This window comes from Roseibium sp. MB-4, assembly GCF_053005265.1.
In genome coordinates this window covers 202,562-222,633 of the sequence record NZ_JBRKQB010000004.1, presented here as the reverse complement: position 1 = coordinate 222,633, position 20,072 = coordinate 202,562, and the positions used below count along the sequence as shown (strand labels likewise).

Below are 20,072 nucleotides of genomic sequence, written 5' to 3'. Positions count from 1 at the left end.
ACCCACACAACCCACAAAAATTGTGAATACTTAAATTAATAATTACCAACAACTAAAACAAAGCCTCCGTTCTCTCTTCTTTACTTCGCAATCTACCAACGTTTACACGCTCTTCTATTTCTGCGTGAACCTCTTCAAGCAATTCCGGGGCCCAGGAAATAGAAAAGCCGTATGCGTTCAACCGCCTCCAGACCTCCAAAAGTATTTCAATTATTCTGACAACTTTAGTATTCGCATCAAGGTATAAATTTTTAAATAAAAATGACGAAGAATCATATTTTACTTTAGAATTATTCAATTTTTCTTTTATTTTTATAGCCATTCGGAGGCTTTTTTGAGAAGATATTTTTTCATGAGTATCAAATACATCTCCAGTTGCAGGATCTCTTACAAAATCCAAAAAACCATCACCTAATATATGCGCTAAGGAGTTAACAAATGTAATTCTGACGACTTTACTGTCGCTGATCCTAACCTGATTTGAAATTAAAAATACTTCAGGAGAAGACGGTTTGCTCGATAAAATTTTGTCTATTACATACGCTTGAGATCCGCTTTCCAACAAATCAAAATCATTTAATAGCATTAAGCGTACATTTTCTTCGTCGAAGAATTCTCTTGCCAATATTGATATTATTTTCTTTGTAATGTGTGAATTAGCCCTACAGTTCGCAAATGAAGATACTAAAAATTCTAGTTTTTTACTGTCTCTGACATAGCTTTGAGAAATGTGCTCGAGTATCTCGCCCTTTTCATAATTATCGTCAGAATGTTGAAAAAGGGCCTCCAAGAGAGATCTTCTTCCCGACAAATTTTTTCTAGAACTATAAATCCATATCAGTTTATCGGGCCAGTAAGAAGAATTCACCTTTTTAAATAGTTTCATACTCTCGTTATTTGAATACACCTCTTGTTTCAGTCGAAAATCTAAGGAAAACATCGAATTTTCTAATCTTGCATCCTTTAGTATAGTAGAGTTGTCCCAATTCACATTTCGACCAAAAGCACCCTTGAGATTTGCACCCGTAAAATCAAAACCTGCCAAGTCGCAATTTGAAAAATTTACATTTTCTAGGTTGCTAAATCTGAAATCTCTGCGTTTATCCAATTCGGCGACATCAGCTAAACGCACAAAGTTGTCCGTTTCTACTTCCGAAACTTTCCTTGAGAGTTGGATTGCTTTGTCGTCTATTTTAAAACCAAGATAGAATTCATTCATGGTGGTCATACTCATGATCATTTCTTGATAAAACTAATACTCCAGAATACTCATTCTCGCCAAATGTACTTGAATGGAGGCTTTTCGAAATCAAAATATCAGATATTCTTTTTTTGTTTATCATCTTTCCAATGTTTGCAAACATTGCTGGGCTTTCAAAAGATATATTCATGTCCTTTTGCCTGACAGAGAGAGCGAGCGAAACAGATTTATAATTTGCTCGATCTTTCGCAACAAAGCCAAACAGGCTACTTTGATTCAGGTATTTCCCATTGAGTACACCGTTTTGAGCTTCGCTGATCTTCCAACGATCACCCCCAATAGACCTCACCCTAATGTGGTGGTCTTCTATTTTTTCGGTTTGTTTAACGCTAAGTCCTTCAGCAATTTTTTCTTCCGTAGAAAAATTTTCTGAAAGCTCCCCCCCCACACTCGGAAGTTTCGCGGATAGTTTTGCGCTGGCGGCGGACTTTCCCATACTTTCAAGATTTTCGCTGGACGTCCTTTCTTCAGTATACTCACGAATAGAAACTAATCCTTTGACATTTTCACCAATCTTACTTCCGTCAATAATATCAAATCCGTCGCATTTCACGTGTAAAGTAGCCTCTGAAAACGCGACTTTAACTTTTTCATTACTGCAGTCTAAGGCGTCATTATACAAACTCAGACTAACGGAGATTGTATAACTATCGTCCTCTTTTTCTGAAATTGAGCTTTTAAGCTCAGACAAAAGCGGAAAGGGATTTTGAACATGTTTGCTAAAAGCCATCGCTTTTTTACCCAAGTGGGAAACAATACTATTATGATTTATCTAAACGAACAAAATTGCAACCTGAAATAGAAATTGGTACTACAAAATTGAGAATAGGTGCTTTAGTTGTGTCAATGAAGTGTCGAAATGAAAATCAAGAACTCTCTTGATATAGCAGCGCTAAAGATTTCAAAGATGGAAATCTAAGCCAATCCGGCAATTGCCGAGGCAAAATCCTTGGCGGAGAACGGTTCAAGATCTTCCACGCCTTCGCCAACCCCGATGAAGTGGACCGGCAGGCCATGTTTGGCGGCAATGGCCACCAGAATGCCGCCGCGCGCAGTGCCGTCGAGCTTGGTCATGACCAGTCCGGTGACGCCGGCAACCTTGCCGAATATCTCGACCTGATTGAGCGCATTTTGCCCGGTTGTCGCATCCAGGGTAAGGAGACAGGTGTGCGGCGCGTCCGGATCATGCTTCTTGATCACGCGGATGACCTTTTCAAGTTCATCCATCAGTTCCGCCTTGTTCTGAAGGCGCCCGGCGGTGTCGATCAGGAGAACATCGACCTGCTTTTCGGTCGCTTCCTTCATGGCGTCAAAGGCAAGGCCGGCCGCATCTGCGCCGGTGTCGCGGGCAATGACTTCAGCGCCGGTGCGCTCACCCCAGATCTTGAGCTGTTCGACAGCAGCCGCGCGGAATGTATCGCCAGCGGCCAGCATGACCGTCTTACCCTCTTCGCGCAGCTTCTTGGAGAGTTTGCCGATGGTGGTGGTCTTGCCGGTCCCGTTGACGCCGACCATCAAGACCACGTGCGGTTTCTTGCCGGAATTCAGATCCAGCGGCTCGGCGACAGGTGCCAGAACCTTCTCGACTTCCTCTGAGAGGATTTCGCGGACCTCTTCAGGGGAAATTTCCTTGTCGTAGCGGCCGTCGGACAGGCGCTCTGTGATTGCCATTGCCGTATCAACACCAAGATCCGCCTGAATCAGAATGTCTTCCAGCTCCTCCAGCATTTCCGCGTCGAGCTTGCGCTTGGTGAAGATGGACGAGATGCCGTCCGTCAATGCGGAAGAGGACCGTGAAAGACCCTTTTTCAGCCGCTGGAACCAAGAGAGCTTTTCCTCTTCAACTGGCGCCGGAGCGGGCGTTGCCGCGATCGGTACGGCAGCTGCAGATGGCTCTGCTTCCGGTTCAATCTCCGGCGATTCTTTGATCGTCTCGACTGGTTCTAGAACTTCCGGTGCCTCTTCGGTCGCTGCTTCGTCCGAGGGGTTTTCAACCGGTGCGTCCGGGAGGTCGGGTTCTTTTTCATCTGCACCAAGATCAGCCGAAATATCGACCTCAGGCAGCACAGGCGGAACGGTTGGAGCGATCTGCGGCGACAAATCCGGGCCGGTCTGTGCAGACAGGACACTTGGCTCGCTGCCCATTGCAGCAACGGGCGCAACTTCCATCTCAACGGGCGTCGGCGTCTCGTCCGACGTTTCCGCGGCTGGAGAAGCTTCCTCTAGCGCATCAACAGCTGGGGTTTCAGGCTCGTCCGGCGCATCCTTGCCGCCAAAGAGCCGCCCAAAAAACCCGCGCTTCTTCTCGCTCATAAATCCGCCTTAAAAAACTCGGCCGCCGCTCAAGCCGCCTTGGAAAGGGCTTCGCCCAAAAGATGGCGTCCGGTATGGCCGATAATTCTCGTTTCGACAATGTCTCCGGCCGTACCGCCTGCAAGTTCAACCTGGGTGAACTGTTCCGTGCGGCCAAGGCCTTCCTTCTCTATGAGAACGGGCCGGACCTTGCCGACTTCCATCGCCAAATGCTGCGCAAGAACTTGCGCGCCCTTTTCACGCAGACGCGCGCCGCGTTCCTTGATGATGCTCCGGTCAAGCTGGGGCATCCGCGCCGCCGGTGTTCCCGGACGCGGCGAAAATGGGAAGACGTGGAGGTGTGTCAGGCCGCACTCGTCGACGATCCTGAGTGAATTCAAGAACATCTCTTCGGTTTCTGTCGGGAAACCGGCGATGATATCGGCGCCGAACACCACATCCGGGCGCATCTTGCGGACATCTTCGCAGAACTTGATCGTATCCGCGCGCAAATGGCGGCGCTTCATCCGCTTCAAGATCATGTCGTCACCCGCCTGCAAAGACAGATGAAAATGCGGCATCAAGCGATGATCGTCCGCAATCACCTGCATCAGATCCTCATCCGCTTCGATGGAGTCGATCGAGGACAGGCGCAGCCGCTTGAGGTCCGGCACCATCTTCAGGATCTTTGAGGTCAAGGTGCCGAGTTTCGGTTCGCCCGGCAGGTCAGCACCATAGGAGGTGATATCAACACCAGTCAGGACGATCTCATTGTAACCGTTGCCGACCAGCCGTTTGATCTGGTCGATCACCACACCCATCGGCACGGAGCGGGAATTGCCGCGGCCATAAGGAATGATGCAGAACGTGCAGCGGTGATCGCAGCCGTTCTGGACCTGAACGAATGCCCGGGCACGGCCGGTCAAACCGTCGATCAGGTGACCGGCGGTTTCCTCGACACTCATGATGTCGTTGACGCGCACCTTCTCGGTCTCTGAAATGCCGAACGCTGCGACATCGGCGTAGGACTTACGCTCCAGCTTCTCGGTGTTGCCGAGAACCAGATCAACCTCGTTCATTTCCGAAAACGTATCGGTTTCGGTTTGCGCAGCACAGCCGGTAACAATGACCTTGGCGTCCGGATTGTCGCGCTTGGCCTTGCGCACGGCCTGGCGCGCCTGGCGCACGGCTTCATTCGTCACCGCGCAGGTATTGATGAGGATGGCATTTTTGAGACCCGCGGCCTCTGCTTCACGCTTCATCACCTCCGACTCGTAGGAATTGAGCCGGCAGCCAAAAGTTACGACGCCGATGGTCATGACGCGGCCCCAGCTTCCAGGGGCGCGTCTCCGCCGGCCGTCTTGCGCCATGTGAGCGTCTCGAGATCAACCTCACCCTCGAATTCAACTTCCGTCAGGCCAGTCATCAGCACATGACCATCCCTTTCCCGCCATTCAATGCCGATCGGGCCGCCGGGCAGGTGAATGGTGGTTTTGCGTCCAGTCTTGTCGTCCCGCGCAGCTGCAACCCCGACAGCACACGCGGCTGTGCCGCAGGCAAGTGTCAGACCGGCCCCGCGTTCCCAGACCTTCACACGGATCTGATTGTCATCGAAAACATGCGCCAAAGAGATGTTCGCACCTTCCGGAAAGATCGGATGACGTTCCAAAAGCGGGCCAACGCGAGCCAGATCATAGGCCTCGACATCCTTGACCCAGAAGATCGCGTGCGGATTGCCCATATTGACGACGGCCGGCGTGTGCAGGACCGGCTCGTCAATCGGCCCGATCTGCAGCTCGATCGCCCGTGTATCGGCAAACTCTTCAGCCAAGGGGATTTGATCCCAGTCGAGGCGCGGCTTGCCCATGTCGACGGTCACATTTCGCAGACCGGCAGCGTCAAAGGCATGCAGAAGCCCGGCATTGGTCTCGATGGTGACGAGATCCTTGGTGCTTTCTTCCATCAGAAGGCGGCCGATGCAGCGCGTGGCGTTGCCGCAGGCGTCGACCTGACCGCCATCACTGTTATGAATGCGCATGAAGGCATCGACACCACAAGTCGACCGCTCCACCGTGATCATCTGATCAAAGCCGATGCCATGCTCCCGATCGCCCAATTTGGCAATCTGATCCTTGGTCAGGCGCAGCGGTTTTTCCCGCGCGTCCCAGACCACGAAATCATTGCCAAGGCCGTTCATCTTCAAAAAGGGTCTGGTTTCAGACGCCATACCGGGTGCGCTTTATCTTTTGGGTGTTGAGATCCAGGCGCATTTCATCGCCATAGTCCGCCTTATATGGCGGATTTGTGAAGAAATTACCAGATCTCTCCACCCAAAGGGTTGGCAGTGCAGATGTGCAATGACGGCATGGCGGTGCTGAACCGTCGTGCTTCTTAGTGCGCTTCATCCCAGTTGTCGGCGGCGCAAGCGTCGACCTGGAGCGGCACCGACAATTTCAGCGCAGGATCGCAAGCGTTTTCCATGACGTCCTTGATGAGCGGGATGGTCGCCTCAACCTGATCCTCCGGCACTTCAAAAATCAGTTCATCATGCACCTGCAGCAACATCTGCGCGTCCAGCTTTGAGGCGGTGAGACGGTCTTCCATGCGCACCATGGCCCGGCGCAGGATATCGGCCGCCGAGCCTTGGATCGGCGCGTTGATCGCCGCCCGCTCATAGAAGTTGCGCATGTTCGGGTTCTTGGTGTTCACGTCCGGATAATGCGCCTTACGGCCAAAAATCGTGGTGACATAACCATCAGCGTGGACCTGTTTCTTGACCGCTTCCATATATTCCTTGATACCCGGGAAACGCTCGAAATACGTCTTGATGTAGTCGCCCGCCTCGCCGCGTGAGATGCCCAGCTGATTGGCAAGGCCGAAGGCCGAAATGCCATAGATAATACCGAAGTTGATGGCCTTGGCCTGACGGCGGACCATCGGGTCCATGCCCTCAATCGGCGTCCCGAACATTTCGCTTGCCGTCATCGCGTGAATGTCGAGCTCGTCCTCGAACGCCTTTTTCAGCTGCGGAATGTCCGCCATATGGGCGAGCACGCGCAACTCGATCTGGCTGTAGTCGGCCGAGATCAGCTTCTGACCCTTTTCAGCAATAAAGGCCTGACGGATCTTGCGGCCGGCCTCTGTTCTGACCGGGATGTTTTGCAGGTTCGGCTCTGAGGAAGAGAGCCGCCCAGTGGTAGTTGCCGCCAGTGAGTAGGAGGTGTGCACCCGTTTTGTTTCCGGGTTGATGTAGCCCGGCAGAGCGTCTGTGTAGGTGGATTTCAGCTTTGACAGCTGCCGCCACTCAACGATTTTCGACGGCAGCGGATGACCTTCGGCGGCAAGATCCTCCAGAACCTGCGCCGAGGTAGACCAGGCCCCGGTCTTGGTCTTCTTGCCGCCGGGAAGACCCATCTTGCCGAACAGAATATCGCCGAGCTGTTTCGGTGAACCGACGTTGAAGGTTTCGCCGGCAAGCTCGTAGATCTCGCTTTCAAGCGCAGCCGCGCCTTGGGCAAAATCACCGGACAGACGGGAGAGCATCTGGCGGTCGACGGAAATGCCGCGCCTTTCCATCCGCGCCAGCACCGGCACCATCGGGCGCTCCAATGTCTCGTAGACCGTCGCCATGTGATCGCTGGCAAGACGCGGTTTCAGGATCAGCCACAAGCGCAAGGTGACATCTGCATCCTCGGCGGCATAAGCAGTTGCCTTGTCGATCGTCACCTTGTCGAAGGTGATCATCGATTTGCCCGAGCCGCAGACCTCCTTGAACGGGATCGGCTTGTGACCGAGCCAGCGCTCCGAGAGCTCGTCCATGCCATTGCCGCCCTTGCCCGCATCCACGGTGTAGGACAGCAGCATGGTGTCGTCGTAAGGGCCGACGTCAACGCCATGGCGGGTCATCACCAGCCAGTCGTATTTGAGGTTTTGTGCGATCTTCAGGACGCCGCGGTCCTCCAGCATCGGCTTCAGCGCTTTCAGCGCATCGTCGAGCGGGATCTGGTCCGGCAAAAGTCCACCACCGCCGAGAAGGTCGCCTTCGCCGTCCTTGTGGGTCAGCGGTATGTAGCAGGCCTTGCCCGGTTCGGAGCTTAAGGAGATCCCCACCAGCTCGGCCTGCATGGCATCGAGCGAGGTGGTTTCCGTGTCGAAGGCGACATAGCCCTTTTCATAGGCCGCATCGATCCAGGGCTGCAGCTGTTCCAGCGTTGTGACGGTTTCATAGGCACTGGAATCGACCGGAATTGCGCCGATCCTGGACGCACGCTCATCAGCCACGGTCTGCGGCACCATCAGTCCATCAGGTGCAGCATTGTCTCCACTCTTGCTGACGGCATCAGGCGCGGACATACCGCCCGGGCGGTCCATTATCCGGCCCTTGTGGTCCGGCACATCCCAGCCAGGAACCTCAAGGTCCGATGCCTCTACATTGGTAAGATCCGCTCCGGTCACTTCCGCAACGCGTTTGGTGAGTGTCGAAAAGCCCATCGCCTTCAAAAAGCCGACGGCCTTCGGCCCGTCGATGTCACAAACCGAAAGATCTGCAACAGGAATTTCGACCGGCACGTCCTGCTTGAGCGTCACCAACTGTTTGGAGACGCGGGCCTGATCGGCAAACTCGATCAGGTTTTCGCGGCGCTTCTTCTGCTTAATGGTTTCGGCTTGTTGCAGCAGCGTTTCCAGATCACCGAATTCATTGATCAAGAGCGCTGCGGTTTTCAGGCCGATGCCCGGAACGCCCGGCACGTTGTCGACGCTGTCGCCGGCGAGCGACTGCACCTCAATCACCTTGTCTGGGCCAACGCCAAACTTTTCAAAGACTTCCGCTTCCCCAAAAGTCTTATTTTTCATCGTGTCAATCATGCCGATCTTCGGGCCGATCAGCTGCATCAGGTCCTTGTCGCCGGACACAATGGTCACGCGCGCGCCCTGCTCAGCGGCTTGCCGGGCATAGGTCGCGATCAGATCGTCGGCCTCAAAGCCTTCCTGCTCGATGCAATGGGTGGAAAAGGCGCGCGTCGCTTCCCGGATCAGGCCGAATTGCGGCACCAGATCTTCCGGCGGCGGCGGGCGCTGCGCCTTGTAGTCCGGATAGATGTCGGACCGGAACGTTTGTGCGGAATGGTCAAAAATCACCGCGAAATGGGTCGGCTCATCGCCTTCTTCCGGGGTCAGGCCTTCCTGCAACAGCTTCCACAGCATATTGCAGAAGCCGGAGACGGCACCAACCGGCAAGCCATCGGGCTTGCGCGTCAAAGGTGGCAACGCGTGATAGGCGCGGAAAATAAAAGTCGAGCCGTCGACCAGGATTAGGTGGTCATCAGCGGTGAGGGCAGCGGAAGTTTCTTGTGTCGACATGGCGCGGACGATGCCCTTGAACGCGCTGTTGAGCAATAGTCTATTTTAAATTTCCAGAAGGAGTGTATGTATTAAATATGCAATTAATGGACGAATTTTGATGGATAAAACCACATCAATTCCTGCGCCCTTATCAAAAAGCGATATTGGATTTTCTATCCTCGTTGCTTCGGGCGTCTATGTTTTCTTGCTCGACATAAAAACATTTGAATTCGCCACGGCATCCACCGTTCTTGTCCTGTCCCTTTTATGGATTGCGATATTTCGCGTGTTGGACAGGTACGCCATTGTGATCGAAAAGCTCGAAGAAACTAGGTCTGACCGGGAGTGGATTTCTCTGATTAAAGCGTATTCATACCGCGCTTTATCGCCTGCATTTTTTGCAATTTCGATCTTTATGTTCATGGCAATCAAGAGCGATAGCTATGATCTCATTAGTAAGGTCGGCCCTGTCGCTTTGCTTCTTTTTGTTTGCTTGATTTTTCTAGAGCACTTTATCATTCACCCGTATCGCAAGGCATCTAGGCTTGAGAGAGCCAAGGCCTCTAAGTCCAAGGCTTGAAGGGTGCGGAAATTCTCCTGTCACTCCGCCGCTTGCGGGGCCGTTTTCCGGCCGTAAGTGCCGCCGAGATAGGCCCATTCCGGACGTTTGAACAAGAACCAGCCAATTCCGGTTTTCTGGATGACCCACAACAGGATCACCGGCGCAATAACGGCGACAATGTTGACGATCAGCGAAACTGTGCCAACATCAAGAATATCGAGTTTCAGCAGGATCACCCGCGTGAGGCCCATCGGGAAGAAGAACGCCAGATAGATCACGATGGAGTTCGCTCCGAAGTGGCGCAGGAAATCCATGCTGCCGGCTTTGACGATGAGCGCGCTGGTGAGAATGATGGCCCCGGCCCCGGCCGCCCCAAGGGCAAGCGACACGAACGGCAACTCAGACCAGCCGATAAAGACCAGACCACCGTTGATGACGCCCCAGACGAGTAGCAGCGCGAGGCTCAGGCTGACCCGGTCCCGGGCCCATTCTGCAAGCTCAAAGATTTTCGGCGCGAAAATGTAGCCAGCATAAAAGTAAACGAAACGGGATGCGAACTCATCAACCAGAAGCCAGCCGGTATGAATTGGCGCGATTTGCAAAAGGGCCGCAATCCCGAGCATCACTTGCCAGGGTACGCCTTTGTCATGCGCCAATTTGCACACAACAAAGAAGATCGGCAGCATGTAGATGAACCACAGCGTTCCAAAGGGCTGAAAGAAACTAACCAGATAGAACTGAAAAGCTCCCGCCCAGCCGATTTCACCGGCAAAGACCGGCGCTTTCACCGCGAACTGAATGGTCATCCAGAGTACATAAAAGTAAGCGAAATGAACGACTTTCCGGTCGAGATAAAGCTTCCAGTCCCGCGTGATGACGTTAGCCAAGAAAAGACCGGAAATCAGAAAGAAGTCCGGCATCCGGAAGGGCGCGGCAAAGGCGATAACCGCATGCATCCAGCCGGTTTCTCCAGCCGCAGCCTCAACACCCAGAACGGCGTGCATCATGACGACAAAGACGATGCAAATGCCTTTTGCCGTATCTACCCAATCAACGCGCGGAGCCTGTACCATGACCATTTACCTGCTGCGGAAATCTCCAATCCGGGCAGGTCTAGCGCGCAACTGGTAAAAATTACGCATAAAGCAAAGTCACGTTTCGGTGATTTTCCGCGGACATGGCAAACAATCTATGAGTTCGGTTTTTCCGACCCATCGTTCCAGGGACTGATGCGCGGCTGACCGGACGTTTGGCTTCCGGCATCCGGGCCATGGTTGGTTTCTTTCCAGTCTTCCGCATCGAGATCCACAACACCGTCCTCGTTCCGCGGACGCATGGTTCCACCCTCCATGATCACAACATTGGAGCGCGCGATGATGAACTTCGCAAGACTTTCGCGGACCGGCGGAATAAACAGCAGCAAACCAATGGCGTCCGTGACAAAACCTGGGATCAAAAGCAGGATACTCGCCAGCACAATCATAGCGCCTTGCATGACCTCGTTGCCCGGCGCCCGTCCTCCATCGAGTTCCTTCTGCATCCGCATCAAAAGCGACAGCCCCTGCTGACGCAGCATGAGTGTGCCGGCCATGGCTGTCAGCACGGTCAAAAGGATCGTCGGCAGAACCCCAAGAAGCTCGCCAACCCAAATGAAAACCGAGATTTCGATCAGAGGCAGGAGTATAATGCCTGCTATGATATAAAGTCCCACGGAGGCTCCATCGTCTGGTAGGGTGGAAATCTGTACTATCTGACCCAGAGATGTAGACACTCTGTCACAAAAATGCGAGCGGCCGGTCGCAAGGAATGTTCACTTCGATCAAATTCAGTCTTGCTCTTGGGTCTGGATGCTGGTTGAAGAACCCACTAAATAGAACATATCTGACCTAAACGTGCGTCGCACGGGCCTTGCAAAACAAGTCAGAGGCAGCCTACCAGCCTCTGAAAGGGTAGCCGGAATAGAAGATGAATGAAATTTTTGACCCCCTAAATCTGCTGCTTCTTGGACTGGCGGTGTTCATTTTGTTCCGGTTGCGCTCTGTTCTCGGCAAACGCACCGGCGAGGAACGCCCGCCGTTTGACCCGTACTCCAAGCCAGAGCAGCAAAATGGTCAGGCCAACGGCCAGGACAACGTCATTCCGATGCCGCATCAGGGGCAACAATCGCCGGACGGTTACGACGACATGGCTCCGGCGCGGCAGGAAGAAGATGGTGAAGTCGTCATCGACAAGGTCGCACCGGCTGGCTCTGCACTGAACAACGCGCTGAAGCAAATCCTGTCCGTTGACCGAAGCTTCGAGCCCGAACCTTTCCTGCAAGGAGCAAAAGCCGCATACGAAATGATCGTGATGGCGTTTGCCGATGGCGACAAGAAGGCTCTCAAAAATCTTCTGTCCCGTGACGTGTTTGAAGGTTTTAGCGCTGCGATTGACGATCGTGAAAAACGCGGTGAGACAATTGAATCCACGTTTGTTGGCATCGACAAGGCCGAAATCGTGGAAGCGGCCCTCAAGGACACCACCGCACAGGTTACTGTCCGGATCCATAGCCAGCTGATATCAGCAACACGCGACAAAGGCGGCGAAGTTGTTGACGGTGACCCCGCTAAAGTGACGGAAGTCATTGATATCTGGACCTTCGCCCGTGACACCGCTACGCGGGATCCGAACTGGAAGCTGGTCGCGACCGAATCCGCCGAGTAAATTCGTGAGTGCCCCGGCAGGCATGCGCGGATCAACGCGGCCGTCTGGTTTGGCAATACTATTTAAGGGCGCGGCTTTTGCCGCGTCTCTTTTTGTTGCAGGACCTTTAACTGCCATGGCGCAAGGCCCGATCCAATCTGCCGATCTTATACCAGTCCAATTCGCCGATCTCAGCGGTTGGCCAACAGATCAGCACGCGGACGCACTCGTTGCGTTCAAGCGGTTTTGTGGGCCTGGTGCACCGTCAGCTGCAAACAGGGGACCGTTCCAGCTTTCCAAAGGCCATCGCCAAGCGCTGTGCAAGGCGGCGCTAGCGTCAAAGGATGCGCGTTCGTTTTTTGAAACCCATTTCGAGCCATTTCAGGTTCGAGAGCCGGGGTTCGTGACCGGGTATTTCGAACCTGAGGTGGCCGCATCCCGGGAAAAAACGGCCGAATTCAACGTGCCCCTTCTGAAAAAACCCGATGGGCTCGTTCACGTGCCGGCAAAGGCCCGTCCTTCTGGGTGGCCAACACACCTGACACATGGCCGCAGGATCAACAACCAGGTGACCGAAATGCCCGACCGCGGGGCCATCATGGATGGTGCCCTTGACGGTGAGGGGCTGGAACTGGTCTGGCTTCGCAGTTCGATCGACGCCTACTTCATTCATGTCCAGGGCTCGGCGCGCCTGAAACTCGTTGATGGCTCGACGATGCGGGTCGGGTATGCGGGAAAAACCGGGCACCTCTACACCGGAATCGCCCGGCTTTTGGTTCAGCGCGGTGAAGGCACTCCGGAAGATTTCACGATGTCCGGCTTGCGCCGCTGGCTGGAACAAAACCCGGATGACCGGGACCCGCTTTTCAAGGAAAACCGGTCCTACATTTTTTTCCGAGAAGTCACTGAAGCGGCACCAGACGAAGGGCCGATCGGCGCAGCAAGGCTACCTCTCGTGCCCGGTCGAAGTCTGGCAATTGACGACAGCGCCATGCCGTATGGGGTTCCTGTCTTTGTTTCCGCGGAGTTTGAAGATCCACAGCAACCCGGTCAGCAATACCGCCGCCTGATGGTGGCCGACGACACAGGTTCTGCAATCAGGGGTCAATCCCGAGGCGACATCTTTGTCGGCTCCGGAGACGTCGCCGGACGCATTGCCGGTGAGATCCGGCATGGAGCCACCTTTACTCTGTTGCTGCCCAGGCGCTCAACTGGCCTCGGGAACTGATGGCATGAGCAAGCGCGGCAGAAAGGGCATGCTGTCTCCCGAAGACCGGGAGCTCTGGGGCAAGGTCACCAAAACAGCGACACCGCTTGATACAGAGCGCGCCAAGGCTCAAATGGCAGAGCTGGAACAGTTCATAGATGCAACACCCAAGGCGGCTGCAAAATCTCCCAAAACATCAACCGCGATTCATCCACCAGAACCGGCGAAACCTGTGGCGCCGCCACCATTGCGGCAGCTTGAGCACCGGTACCGCAAGAAACTGGTGCGCGGTGTCAAACAAATCGACGCCCGGATCGACCTGCACGGCCTGACGCAGGACAGAGCCCATGACCGCTTGCGCGGATTTCTCTATGAAGCCCAGGCGCGCGGACACAAGGTCGTGCTGGTGATTACCGGCAAGGGCGGCGGGCCCGGCTATGCCTATATGGACGAACGCGGAATTTTGCGCAGAATGGTACCGCAATGGCTGGCAATGCCGGATGTTCGCCACCTTGTCGTCGGCTACGAAGAAGCCCACACGACCCATGGCGGATCCGGCGCGCTTTATGTGCGAATAAGAAGACGCAGGTAGGAACGTGACACCTCTTGGGGCCAAAATCCGTGAACTCAGAGCAAAACAGGGTGTTTCCCTGAAAGAAATGGCAGCGGCCCTGTCCGTTTCCAGTGCCTATCTGTCTGCGCTGGAACATGGCAAGCGCGGCAAACCAACCTGGTTCTTGGTGCAAAGGATCATTGCCTACTTCAACGTGATCTGGGATGAAGCTGAGGAAATCCAGCGGCTTGCGGAACTCTCCGACCCGCGGATCACCATCGACACTGCCGGCATGAACCCCAAGGCAACGGAACTTGCCAATCAACTCGCGCTGAAAATCGGCGGCCTTTCCGATGCCTCTCTCGAAGGGCTGCTGCACCAACTGCGCGTTGCCGCCGTAAAAGACGACATCTGACGTGCATCGGTATTTACACGTCCTTATCATCAAGGCGCTATAAACCGCGCGCGCGCCGCAATTTGGCAATGACCTATTTTGGAAGTTTGAGATCGGTATGACATCCACCCAAGACGACCACTCCGGATTGATCGATGCCGATGCGCTGCGGACGCGCCTGACAGCGCTGACTGAGGCGACCGATGGTGAGGGGTCTGACCCCAAGGTCCGCAACGCCGTTCTGGGCGAGCTGAAAACCGCAGTTCGGGATGCCCGGAAAATTGCCGAAGACAAACTCGCCGATGATGGTGGCGGCCTCTTGTGCGCCCAGCGCCTGTCTTTCATCCAGGATGAAATTATCCGGGTTATCTACGATTTCGCGCTTTACCACGTCTACCGGATCAAGAACCCGTCGGCAGCCGAACGTATGTCGGTCGTCGCCGTTGGCGGATACGGACGCGGCACACTGGCACCTGGTTCCGATATCGATCTGTTGTTTGTCCTGCCGTACAAGCAGACCCCTTGGGGTGAGCAGATCGTTGAGTACATCCTCTACATGCTCTGGGATCTGGGCTTCAAGGTCGGCCACGCAACGCGCAACATCGACGAATGCATCCGGTTGTCAAAGGCGGACATGACGATCCGCACGGCCATTCTGGAAGCCCGCCACATTTGGGGCGATGAAGAGCTGTTCGAAGACCTCGTTGCCCGCTTCCAAAAGGAAGTCGTGGAAGGCACCAGCTCCGAATTCATCGCCGCCAAGCTGCAGGAACGTGACGAGCGGCACCGCCGCCAGGGCACGTCGCGCTACCTTGTCGAGCCGAATATCAAAGAGGGCAAAGGCGGCCTGCGGGATCTGAACACGTTGTTCTGGATCGCCAAATATCACTACCAAGTGTCGAGCCAGTCGGAGCTGGTCAAAATCGGCGTTTTGAAACGGGCCGAAAGAACGAGGTTCCGCCGTGCCGAGGACTTTTTGTGGGCAGTCCGGTGCCACTTGCATTTCCTGACCGGCCGCCCGGAAGAGCGGCTGTCATTTGATGTTCAGCGCGAGATTGCAGTGCGGCTCGGCTACACCCAGCATCCGGGCATGAAGGATGTCGAGCGTTTCATGAAGCACTACTTCCTGATCGCCAAGGAAGTCGGTGACCTGACGCGCATTCTGTGTGCCGCCCTGGAAGACGAACATGTGAAAGACCCGCGCGGGCGCGGCATTTCGGGCATCATGCGGCGCTTTCGTGTTGGCCGGTCGGACAACAATGCGCCGCAACCGGTCAAGGGTGCACCCGGCTTCGTTGTTGAAAACAACCGGCTGAGTGTGACTGCGGACACCATCTTTGAGACCGACCCGGTCAACCTCCTGCGGGTGTTTCAGCTTGCAGACAAGCATGATTACAACATGCACCCGCGCCTGACCCGGCTCATCCGCCATTCGCTGAAACTGATCAACAACGACGTTCGCAAAGACCCCGAAGCGAACAGATTGTTCTTGTCCGTGCTCACATCGCGCAATCATCCGGAAAAGATCTTGCGGAAGATGAACGAGACCGGCGTCCTCGGCCGGTTCGTACCCGAGTTCGGCAAGGTCGTCGCGATGATGCAGTTCAACATGTATCACCACTACACGGTCGACGAACACCTGATCCGCTCAATCGGCGTTCTGGCCGAGATCGAACGCGGCGACTCTGGCGAAGATCATCCCCTATCCACGGACCTGATCCGCACGTTGCAAAACCGCAAACTGCTTTATGTCACGATGTTCCTGCATGACATCGCCAAGGGGCGCCCGGAGGACCACTCCATTGCCGGCGCAAAGGTGGCACGCAAGCTCTGCCCGCGGTTTGGGTTGAACGAAGCGGAAACCGAAACCGTTGCGTGGTTGATCGAACACCATCTCGACATGAGCACGATTGCCCAGTCGCGCGATCTGTCGGACCGCAAGACAATCACCGACTTTGCCCATACGGTCCAATCTCATGAGCGTTTGAAACTGCTCCTGATCCTGACCGTCGCGGACATTCGCGCCGTTGGACCGGGTGTTTTCAATGGCTGGAAGGGGCAGCTGCTCAGAACACTTTACTACGCCACCGAACCGCATTTGACGGGCGGACATTCCAAGATGTCCCATGGTCAGGCGATCTCTCAGGCTAAAGAAGAACTGGTTTCGCGGCTGGAACATTGGACCGATAACGACCGGAAGGCCTATTTGAAACGCCATTATCCGGCTTATTGGCTGAGAACGGAGCCGGACCGGCTTACCGCACATGCAGAGCTGTTGCACAAGGCGGACAAAAACGGCGATCAGCTTTCTTTTGATGTGACACCGCGGGCCTTTGAAGGGGTCACCGAGCTCACAATCATGGCACAGGACCATCCGCGCCTCCTCTCGGTGATTGCCGGTGCTTGTTATTCGACAGGCGCCAATATCGTTGATGCGCAGATCGATACGACAACGGACGGTTTTGCGCTTGATACGATTTTCATCGGCCGCGAGCTGCCGGGCGACGACGATGAACGCCGCCGCGGCGAGCGCATCACCGCATTGATCGAAAAAACGTTGCGCGGTGATGAAAGAATCCCGGAACCGGTTGCGAAAAAAGGATCGGTGAAAGGTCGGATGAAGGCCTTCAAGGTGGCCAGTGAAGTGCTATTGAACAACACCTTGTCCGATGACTACACGGTTCTGGAGGTGTCCGGCCTTGACCGTCCAGGCCTGCTTTACGACCTCACCCGGTCCATCGCGACACTCAATCTCAACATCGGTTCGGCGCATATTTCCACCTTCGGTGAAAAAGTGGTCGACGTGTTTTATGTGACCGATCTGACAGGCCAGAAAATCGCTAATATCGGCCGTCAGGAAATTATCCGGGAACGCCTGGAAGCTGCCGTCGAAGGCCAGGTGGAACTGGATCCGGCCGCACCGGTTGCACGCAAAGTCCGCCGTCAGGCGTCCTGAGCGGCTATCTCAGAAAGAAGTACACCGTGTCTGGAGCCCAGCTGGCATGAACCTGGTTCGGAATTTCGCAACTGTCGGCGGCGCCACTCTCATGAGCCGTGTTCTCGGTTTTGTCCGGGACGTATTGCTCGCGGCCGCAGTCGGCGCGGGTCCGGTGGCCGATGCTTTCGTGGTTGCCTTCCGGCTGCCGAACTTGTTCCGCCGGTTGTTTGCCGAAGGCGCGTTCAACTCCGCCTTCATTCCGCTTTTTGGGCGCACTGTCGAAGAAGACGGCGAGGAGGGCGCCCGGCGCTTTGCCGGTGAAATTGGATCGGCCTTGCTGTTTTGCCTTCTCGCGCTGACCGCACTCGCCCAGATCTTCATGCCCATTGTTGTTTGGGCTTTAGCCCCGGGCTTCGTGTCTGATCCGGAAAAGTTCGATCTGACAGTTTTGATGTCGCGGATTGCCTTTCCGTACCTGATTTTCATGTCGATGCTCGCGTTCATTGGCGGCATTTTGAACACCTATCAGCGCTTTGCGGCCGCCGCTTTTGCGCCGGTCATGCTGAATGTGGTCATGGGACTGGTGCTCGGCGGAGTATTGTTCTGGGGCGTCGAAGACAGCACAACTCTTGGCATCATCCTAACACTCGGCATCACGTTCGGCGGCATCGTTCAGCTGACCGTGGTGGTGATTGATCTGAAGCGTCTTGGCTTCCGCATTCCCGTTTACCGACCGCGCTATACAAAATCGGCCAAACGCCTGCTGGTGCTCGGCATTCCAGGTGTGATTGCGGGAGGCGTCACACAGATCAACATCGCAGTCGGACAGGTGATTGCATCAATGCAGGACGGGGCAAATGCCTTGCTCTACTACGCTGACCGGCTGTATCAGCTGCCGCTTGGTGTCATCGGGATTGCCTTCGGCGTGGTGCTGTTGCCAAGCCTGACCCGGCAGCTCCGCTCCGGCGAAACAGCCGCTTACCAAAAGACCCTGAACCGGTCGCTGGAATTCTCTCTTGTTCTAACTTTGCCCGCAGCTGTCGCGCTGGCGGTTATTCCTGACGAGATCGTCTCAGTCTTGTTCCAAAGAGTCCGGTTCGATGAGGCCGCCGTTGAAGGAACGGCTGCTGCCTTAATGGCGTTTTCGTTCGGCCTTCCGGCTTTCGTCCTGAACAAGGTGTTCTCACCAGGCTACTTTGCCCGCGAGGATACGAAAACTCCGATGAAGTTTGCGGCGATCGGAATGGTGGTGAATGTTGCCTTGTCGATCGCCTTCTTTCCCTTCCTGCAGCATGTCGGGATCGCGCTGGCAACCACGATTGCCGGTTGGGTGAACACCGGTTTCCTGGTTATCGTTCTTTGGAAGCGGGGACATTTCGCCCCGGACACCACGGTTTTGAGAAAACTGATGCTGGTGCTTCTGGCGAGCCTGTTGATGGGGCTTGTCATTCATTTCGCAGCAGATGCCCTTGCGCCTTACCTGAAGGATGGATGGCTTTTGATAAGGGTCGCCAGCCTCGGAGCCCTGGTGCTGATCGGTATTGCCGTATTCGCCCTTTTTGCGCAGATCAGCGGCGGCAGCGATCTGGTTGGTCTTGCGAAATCGTTGAAGCGGCGCAACACCTGACGCGCAAACGCTTGTCTGAACGGCATCTTTGCTTGCATCGAAGCACGCTGAGGCCTACACCCGTCGCGCCCAAAACATTCACAGCGCCCTTCCAACCGGCCGCACCAATAAGGGATATGAAATGACGGCGTTCCAGCCCCGTGTCTTTTCCGGCGTTCAGCCCACAGGCAATCTCCACCTTGGCAACTACCTTGGCGCCGTGTCGCGCTGGGTTCCGCTGCAAGACCAGATGCCTGCGATCTTCTGTGTCGTGGACTCCCACGCGATTACAGCAGGTTTTCCGGACCCGAGTGAACTGACAAACGCAACGCGTGAAGTAACGGCCGCTTATATGGCGGCCGGGATTGATCCCAAGAAATCGATCATCTTCAACCAATCCCAGGTCCGTGAGCACATGGAACTGGCCTGGATCTTCAATTGCGTTGCCCGGATGGGCTGGCTCAACCGCATGACCCAGTTCAAGGAAAAGGCAGGCAAGAACAAAGAAAACGCTTCTGTTGGCCTGTTCGCCTACCCGAACTTGATGGCGGCCGACATTCTGGCATACCGCGCGACCCACGTTCCGGTGGGCGATGACCAGAAACAGCACCTGGAACTGACCCGGGACATCGCGGCGAAGTTCAACAACGACTTTGGCGCCCGGATCAAGGAACTCGGGATTGGCATTCCAAACCCGACACCTTCTCCCGAATTGCCGGAAGAGCTCTATTTCCCGATGACCGAACCGATGATTGCCGGTCCGGCCACCCGGATCATGTCGCTGCGCGATGGCACGAAGAAGATGTCGAAATCCGATCCTTCAGATCTATCGCGCATCAACCTGAAGGATGATGCGGACGGAATTGCCAAGAAGATCAAAAAGGCAAAAACCGATCCGGACGCGCTGCCGAGCGAGACCGATGGCCTGGAGGGCCGACCGGAAGCTGACAACCTTGTCGGCATCTTTGCGGCTCTCAATGGCATGTCCAAAGACGATGTTCTGAAAGAGTATGGCGGACAGCAGTTCTCTGCGTTCAAACCAGCGCTTTCAGATCTCGCCGTTGCCAAGCTTGCTCCGATGACGGACGAAATGCGGCGGTTGACCGGCGATCCGGCTCAGATCGATGCGATCTTGAAGGAAGGCGCGGAAAACGCTTCTGCGATTGCCGAGCCCGTTCTGAAGGATGTGCGCAAGATCATTGGTTTTCTGGACGTCCGGTAAAACCAACTGACG

General features: G+C 54.9%; 16 protein-coding genes. 8 read left to right on the top strand and 8 right to left on the bottom strand.

Annotated features, from left to right (window positions below; genetic code table 11):
• Window positions 1-52 precede the first annotated feature (52 nt).
• From ACVDG4_RS20505 to polA, 6 genes are all read right to left on the bottom strand, one after another.
• Window positions 53-1,234 (bottom strand): pentapeptide repeat-containing protein, encoded by a 1,182-nt coding sequence (locus ACVDG4_RS20505; protein ID WP_447236482.1) that lies wholly within the window; start codon window positions 1,232-1,234, stop codon window positions 53-55.
• Window positions 1,212-1,991, bottom strand: coding sequence for a hypothetical protein (locus ACVDG4_RS20500; protein ID WP_447236481.1), 780 nt, complete (start codon window positions 1,989-1,991; stop codon window positions 1,212-1,214). Before ACVDG4_RS20500 ends, ACVDG4_RS20505 begins: the two co-directional genes overlap by 23 nt.
• 185 nt (window positions 1,992-2,176) lie before the next feature.
• Window positions 2,177-3,574, bottom strand: a complete 1,398-nt coding sequence (ftsY, locus tag ACVDG4_RS20495) for a signal recognition particle-docking protein FtsY (RefSeq protein WP_447236480.1) — start codon at window positions 3,572-3,574, stop codon at window positions 2,177-2,179.
• A gap of 29 nt (window positions 3,575-3,603) precedes the next feature.
• Complete coding sequence (mtaB, locus tag ACVDG4_RS20490; RefSeq protein ID WP_447236479.1) at window positions 3,604-4,872, bottom strand: tRNA (N(6)-L-threonylcarbamoyladenosine(37)-C(2))-methylthiotransferase MtaB; 1,269 nt, start codon at window positions 4,870-4,872, stop codon at window positions 3,604-3,606.
• Window positions 4,869-5,780, bottom strand: a complete 912-nt coding sequence (dapF, locus tag ACVDG4_RS20485; protein ID WP_447236478.1) for a diaminopimelate epimerase — start codon at window positions 5,778-5,780, stop codon at window positions 4,869-4,871. The genes mtaB and dapF overlap by 4 nt, the downstream gene beginning before the upstream one ends.
• Window positions 5,781-5,944: 164 nt before the next feature.
• On the bottom strand, window positions 5,945-8,914 hold the full coding sequence (polA, locus tag ACVDG4_RS20480) for a DNA polymerase I (protein ID WP_447236477.1): 2,970 nt from the start codon (window positions 8,912-8,914) through the stop codon (window positions 5,945-5,947).
• A 100-nt stretch (window positions 8,915-9,014) separates the two neighbouring features.
• Between polA and ACVDG4_RS20475 the strand changes: the two genes are divergently transcribed.
• Window positions 9,015-9,476: a hypothetical protein gene (locus ACVDG4_RS20475; RefSeq protein WP_447236476.1), complete on the top strand. Its 462-nt coding sequence runs from the start codon at window positions 9,015-9,017 to the stop codon at window positions 9,474-9,476.
• Window positions 9,477-9,496: 20 nt separating this feature from the next.
• Here the strand turns inward: ACVDG4_RS20475 and ACVDG4_RS20470 are convergent, their stop codons facing one another.
• Both ACVDG4_RS20470 and ACVDG4_RS20465 read right to left on the bottom strand, forming a co-directional pair.
• A complete protein-coding gene (locus ACVDG4_RS20470; protein WP_447236475.1) occupies window positions 9,497-10,531 on the bottom strand; it encodes an acyltransferase family protein in 1,035 nt (344 codons plus the stop codon).
• Window positions 10,532-10,647: 116 nt separating this feature from the next.
• On the bottom strand, window positions 10,648-11,169 hold the full coding sequence (locus ACVDG4_RS20465) for an FxsA family protein (RefSeq protein WP_447236474.1): 522 nt from the start codon (window positions 11,167-11,169) through the stop codon (window positions 10,648-10,650).
• 254 nt (window positions 11,170-11,423) lie between these two features.
• Between ACVDG4_RS20465 and ACVDG4_RS20460 the strand changes: the two genes are divergently transcribed.
• The 7 genes from ACVDG4_RS20460 (at window position 11,424) to trpS (ending at window position 20,060) form a co-directional block, all read left to right on the top strand.
• On the top strand, window positions 11,424-12,161 hold the full coding sequence (locus tag ACVDG4_RS20460) for a Tim44/TimA family putative adaptor protein (RefSeq protein WP_409686549.1): 738 nt from the start codon (window positions 11,424-11,426) through the stop codon (window positions 12,159-12,161).
• Between the two features lie 115 nt (window positions 12,162-12,276).
• The gene (gene mltA / locus ACVDG4_RS20455) at window positions 12,277-13,368 is read left to right on the top strand and encodes a murein transglycosylase A (RefSeq protein ID WP_447236473.1); all 1,092 of its coding nucleotides are present in this window, start codon (window positions 12,277-12,279) and stop codon (window positions 13,366-13,368) included.
• Window positions 13,369-13,372: 4 nt separating this feature from the next.
• A complete protein-coding gene (locus ACVDG4_RS20450; protein ID WP_447236472.1) occupies window positions 13,373-13,939 on the top strand; it encodes a Smr/MutS family protein in 567 nt (188 codons plus the stop codon).
• 4 nt (window positions 13,940-13,943) lie between these two features.
• Window positions 13,944-14,315, top strand: a complete 372-nt coding sequence (locus tag ACVDG4_RS20445) for a helix-turn-helix domain-containing protein (RefSeq protein ID WP_133952829.1) — start codon at window positions 13,944-13,946, stop codon at window positions 14,313-14,315.
• A gap of 97 nt (window positions 14,316-14,412) precedes the next feature.
• On the top strand, window positions 14,413-17,250 hold the full coding sequence (locus ACVDG4_RS20440; RefSeq protein ID WP_447236471.1) for a [protein-PII] uridylyltransferase: 2,838 nt from the start codon (window positions 14,413-14,415) through the stop codon (window positions 17,248-17,250).
• Between the two features lie 46 nt (window positions 17,251-17,296).
• Entirely contained in the window at window positions 17,297-18,859 is a 1,563-nt protein-coding gene (murJ, locus tag ACVDG4_RS20435; RefSeq protein ID WP_447236470.1) for a murein biosynthesis integral membrane protein MurJ, read from the top strand.
• 121 nt (window positions 18,860-18,980) lie between these two features.
• Window positions 18,981-20,060 (top strand): tryptophan--tRNA ligase, encoded by a 1,080-nt coding sequence (trpS, locus tag ACVDG4_RS20430; protein WP_447236469.1) that lies wholly within the window; start codon window positions 18,981-18,983, stop codon window positions 20,058-20,060.
• The last annotated feature ends 12 nt before the right edge of the window (window positions 20,061-20,072 follow it).